General features: G+C 70.5%; 4 protein-coding genes. All 4 read right to left on the bottom strand.

Annotated elements, in window-relative coordinates; translation table 11 throughout:
* Window positions 1-113 precede the first annotated feature (113 nt).
* From ACFWEP_RS31640 to ACFWEP_RS31655, 4 genes are read right to left on the bottom strand one after another with little or no spacing between them, the layout of a single operon-like run.
* On the bottom strand, window positions 114-1,559 hold the full coding sequence (locus ACFWEP_RS31640; RefSeq protein WP_387375275.1) for a cellulose binding domain-containing protein: 1,446 nt from the start codon (window positions 1,557-1,559) through the stop codon (window positions 114-116).
* Window positions 1,556-3,064, bottom strand: a complete 1,509-nt coding sequence (locus ACFWEP_RS31645; RefSeq protein WP_387375277.1) for a beta-N-acetylhexosaminidase — start codon at window positions 3,062-3,064, stop codon at window positions 1,556-1,558. Before ACFWEP_RS31645 ends, ACFWEP_RS31640 begins: the two co-directional genes overlap by 4 nt.
* 14 nt (window positions 3,065-3,078) lie before the next feature.
* On the bottom strand, window positions 3,079-3,924 hold the full coding sequence (locus ACFWEP_RS31650; protein ID WP_387375279.1) for a carbohydrate ABC transporter permease: 846 nt from the start codon (window positions 3,922-3,924) through the stop codon (window positions 3,079-3,081).
* The gene (locus ACFWEP_RS31655; RefSeq protein ID WP_387375281.1) at window positions 3,921-4,808 is read right to left on the bottom strand and encodes a carbohydrate ABC transporter permease; all 888 of its coding nucleotides are present in this window, start codon (window positions 4,806-4,808) and stop codon (window positions 3,921-3,923) included. The genes ACFWEP_RS31650 and ACFWEP_RS31655 overlap by 4 nt, the downstream gene beginning before the upstream one ends.
* Between the last annotated feature and the right edge of the window lie 46 nt (window positions 4,809-4,854).

Consider the following 4,854-nt stretch of genomic DNA (forward strand, 5'->3'; position numbering starts at 1 on the left):
CGCCGTTCTGCGATTGCGGACGGACGCGCGCGTGGGTCGGGCGGGTCCCCCCACGGGCGGAACACCGGGCCGGTCCGCCCCGCCGGACCGGTCCGGCGGGAAGGACGAGTGCGTCAGGCAGCCGGCACGGTGTCCTCGAAGGTCTTGCCCGCCGCCCGGTAGGCGGCGATCTCCGCGGTGACCTGGGCCGGGGTCAGCACCTGGTCCTTGACGTGCAGCATCCAGTCGACCTTCTGGTCGTAGGCGCGCGGGGTGGTGCTGGTCTGGCCCGCGAGGTCGATCAGCCACTGGTTGAAGTTGATGGACATGGGCCGCTCCGGCAGGTAGCGGGAGTCGTGGCGGCCGAACTCGACGCCGTCGATGTAGTAGACGATGGCGGTGTTGTCGATGGTGAGCACGAGGTCGTGCCAGCCCGCGTAGCTGGTCCGTGATTCGGAGTGCTGGTTGACCGCCTCCCACGGGTCGGGGCGGTAGGTCTCCCAGGACGTGGTGTAGAGGATGTTCGAGGGCTCGCCCCAGCCACCGTTGGGCAGGTACTCGAAGTCGTACTCGGCGTAGTCGTCGGCCATCGGGGCCTTGAGGTCGTTGATGGTGAAGAAGGTGCTGACGAGGTGGTCCCCGTCCGGTCCCGACTTCGGGGCATCGGCGAACCGCACCCGTGCCGCGTAGGTGCCGTTGCGGAACTTCGTCGCCTTGGTGAGGACTTCGCTCTGTTCGGTGCTCTCCGCCGTACCCGCGGTGGAGGTCTCCAGGTTCATGATCGAGTTGGTCCCCTCCTTGGCGAAGGTGACGTTCTCGGCCGGCCAGCTCGCGCCCGGCACTCCGGGACCACCCGAGTTGGAACGCACGTTCCAGCCGTGGGTGCCGATCGCCGGGTCGCTGTACGACGTGTAGTTGAAGTCGTCGAAGAGCCGTGGCCCGTCGGCGGGCGGGTCGGTCGGGTCGGTGGGGTCGGTTCCCGGGTCGTTGCCGGTGGGCGCCGTGCCCCACACCTGGGTACCGCCGACGGTCGCGGTGACCTTGGACCAGTTCGCGTACGAGGTCTGCCCGGACCCGAAGGAGTAGTCGTCGGCCTGGTTCAGCGCCTGCCAGTTGGAGCGGTAGAACCGCAGCTGCATGTCTCCGGTGTCCGCGCCCGGTGCGAGCGAGCCGGCGCCGGCGGTGAAGCCGATCTCCAGGTACCGGTCGGCCGTCGCGGTGGGGTTGGCCAGTGTGCCGAAGGTCCCGGTGATGTTGGCGCACCCCTTGACCGCCCAGGAGCAGGCGTAGGTGTACGAGGCCCCGGAGTCCGCCTTGAAGTAGTAGCGGATCTTGACCTGGGCGAGAGAGACGGACGCGCTGCCGGTGTTGACGGCCTTGAACCAGGGTTCTGCCTGGTCGGAGCCCGCGGAGCTCTGCCGGTACTGGATCGTCAGGGGCTCGCCCGCCGCAGTGGCGGGAACGGCCGCCAGGGTGGCGCAGCCGAGGCCCGCCAGCGCGGTGGCGGCCAGTGCGACGCGGACGCGGGAGACGCCGCGGCGGGGGGTGCGTGCTCTTCTGCTCGTGCTGGTGCTCGTCACCTGGAGTTCCTCTCGGGATGATGGAGCGTGGAGGGACGGCTCGGCACGCCTAGGGTGTCGAGCCGGGTTCTGTGGTGGTCCAGCCGTGTCCGGAATCCGTCCCAGTCGTTTCCGCCGGACCAAGCGGTGTCGGCCAGGGCGCACAGCCGGGGGAAGACGAGGTACTCGGCGTGCGCGGCGGTGGGCACGTACTCGGTCCACAACTGCGCCTGCGTTCCGAGCACCTGCGCGGACTCCTTCGCGTCCCAGTGGGCCGGCGCGGGGTCGGTGGCGTAGACGGTGGGCAGGTCCACGGAGAAGCCGGGCTGCCCCGGCGGCTCCTGCGGATGCGTGGACTGCGGGTAGTCCAGGTAGGTGGAGCGGTGCGGCGCCATGATCACCGGATGGCCGGTGCGCGCGGCCGCGAGACCGTGCTCCTGGTCGCGCCAGGCCATCACGGTGAACGACTCCGGCAGGTCGTCCCCGTGGTCGGTCCAGCCGAGCGGGCGTCTGCCGTGTTCGGTCAGGAACGTTCCGACCCGCTCCATCAGCCAGCCGCGGAGCGCCTCGGGACCGGCCAGCCCCTCGTCGGCGACGCGCCGCAGCGCGGTGGGCGAGGAGTGCCACTCGTCGGTCGGGCACTCGTCCCCGCCGACGTGGATGTACTCCGAGGGGAAGACCTCCATCACCTCGCCCAGCACGGTCCGGCAGAAGTCGAGGGCGTCGTCGTGGACACCGAGGACGGTGTCGCAGACGCCGTGGCGGTCCCAGACCTCCAGCCGCCGGTCCGGGAAGTTCCCCAGGTGCGGGTAGGCGGCGAGGGCGGCGCGGACATGACCGGGCATCTCGATCTCCGGCACGACGGTCACCCCGCGGTCGGCGGCGTACGCCACCAGGTCCGTCAGTTCCCGGCGGGTGTAAGCGCCTCCGTGCGGCAGCCCGCCCACCTCGGTGAGCCGGGGATAGGCGCGGACCGGCATCCGCCAGCCCTGGTCGTCGGTGAGGTGCAGGTGCAGCACGTTCAGCTTGTGCAGGGCCAGCAGGTCCGTGAACCGCCGGAGGAACGAGACGGGCTGGAAGTGGCGGGCCACGTCGAGCATCGCCCCTCGCCAGGCGAAGCGCGGCACGTCCGTCGTCTCCAGGCAGGGGACCGACCACGGTGTGCCGTGCACCGGGCCGGCCGAGAGGGCGGCGGGCGGGAGAAGCTGACGAAGGGTCTGGACGCCGTGCAGCAGCCCCTCCGGCCGGGCCGCCCGCAGCAGGACGGCGTCCTCGCTGACGGTCAGTCCGTAGCCCTGGGTGCCGAGGCCGGTGAGATCGGGGTCGAGGGCGAGGACGACCCGGCCGTCGTCCGCCAGCGGCAGCGGCAGCCCGGTGGCCGGGGCGAGCAGGGTACGCAGCAGCAGGGCGGCGGGTTCGGTGCCCGGGGTGGCGCGGATCGCCGTGGCGCTGTCGAAGGTGAACCGGCCCCGTCGCAGATGGAGCCTCAAGGGGCCCGGTACGAGGCCGAGGCTTGTGGGGGGCATGGACACGGTTTCTCCTATCCCTTGACCGCGCCACCGGTCATACCGGTGGCGACCCGTCGCTGGAGAACGAGGAAGAGGACGAGGACGGGCAGCGCGAAGAGGGTGGAGGCCGCCATCGTGGCGCCCCAGTCGGTGCCGAAGACGTTCGAGAACGAGGAGAGCCAGACGGGCAGGGTCCGGTCGTCCTGGTTCTTGATGATCAGCATGTTGGCGAAGGCGAACTCGTTCCAGGCGGTGATGAAGCCGAAGAGGGAGGTGGCGAGCAGCCCCGGCGCCAGCAACGGGAAGGTGACCCGGCGGAAGGCGGCGGCCCGGGTGCAGCCGTCCACCTGAGCCGCCTCCTCCAGCTCGGCCGGGATGGCGGAGAGGAAGCTCCGCAGGGTCACGATGGTGAACGGCAGCGTGATCATGAAGTAGACGAGGGTCAGGGTCGTGAGCCGGTCGAGCATGTCGGTGTCGCGGGCGATGACGTACATCGGGATCAGCAGCGCCTCCCAGGGGGCGACCTGCGCGACGAACACCATGAGGACGAAGCCCCGCCGGCCCTTCCAGCGCATCCGGGCCACCGCGAACGCCGCGCCGAGGGCGACGACGAGGGCCAGCAGCACGCATCCGGCGGTGACGAGGAGGCTGTTGCGCCAGAACGACCAGAAACCGTCGGCCGTCACCGCGTCGGAGAAGTGCTCCAGCGTCAGCGAGGTGGGCAGGAACACGGGAGTCTCGGCCTGGATGTCCGCGGTCGGCTTGAGCGCGGTGAGGATCATCCAGTAGACGGGGAAGACGCTCAGGCCGAAGACGACCAGCGCCACTGCGTTCAGGGGCAGCCCGCGCAGGACCACGCGGACGGGACGGGCGCTCACAGCTCGGCCTCCTGACGGAACATCTGACGGAAGTAGAGGATCAGCGCGCCGACCAGGACCAGCACCGTCAGGGTCGCCGCCGCGGCCCCGAGGTCGTAGCGGTGCAGGGACTGGGCGATCTGGTAGGCGTAGACGGGCAGGGTGGTGGTCGCGCCGCTCGGCCCGCCCTTGGTGACGGCCCAGATCTGCGCGAAGCACCGGAAGACCCAGATGACCTCCAGGCTCAGCACCAGACCGAAGATCGGCCGCAGGACCGGCAGGGTGATGGAGCGGAAGATCCGCCAGCCGCCGGCCCCGTCGATCCGGGCGGACTCGAAGAGTTCGGCCGGGACCGTGGTCAGCGCGGAGTGCAGGGTGATGGCGACGAACGGCACCGACTGCCACACCACGAGCAGCACCAGGACGGTGAAGGCGGCCGGACCGTGCGCGAACCAGGAGTAGTCCTGGAAGGAGTCGAACCCCAGCCGGACCAGCAGCCAGTTGACCACTCCGAGTCGGGAGGAGAAGAGCCACTGGAAGACCGTGGTGGTGGCGATCACCGGACTCGCCCAGGCGAGCACCAGCCCCATCAGCACCAGGGTCCGCATCCGCTTGCCGAGCCGTTGCAGCATCAGCGCGACGCCCGTGCCGATCACCATGATCAGCGCGACGTTGACCGCGGTCCACCAGAGCGTGCGCCGCGCCACCTGCCAGAACTCACCGTCCCGCAGGATCGCCGAGTAGTTCTCCAGGCCCGCGAACTCCGCGTCCCCGCGGATCAGTTCGGCCATGCCGTAGTGCTGGAAGGAGATCAGCAGGTTGCGGGCGAGGGGGTAGGCCAGCAGGAAGGCGAACCCGATCACGGTGGGCGCGATCAGCAGATACGGCCAGAGGGTGGCCGGCACACCGCGGCGGGGTCCGCCCGCCACCCCTGCCGGGGGAGCGGCCTCC

Origin of the sequence: Streptomyces sp. NPDC060198 (assembly GCF_042728415.1) — a bacterium.
Classification (GTDB): domain Bacteria; phylum Actinomycetota; class Actinomycetes; order Streptomycetales; family Streptomycetaceae; genus Streptomyces.

Excerpts from the sequence above, each read along its gene's own strand:
- ACFWEP_RS31645 (WP_387375277.1), bottom strand. The coding sequence starts at position 3,064 with ATGCCCCCCACAAGCCTCGGCCTCGTACCGGGCCCCTTGAGGCTCCAT.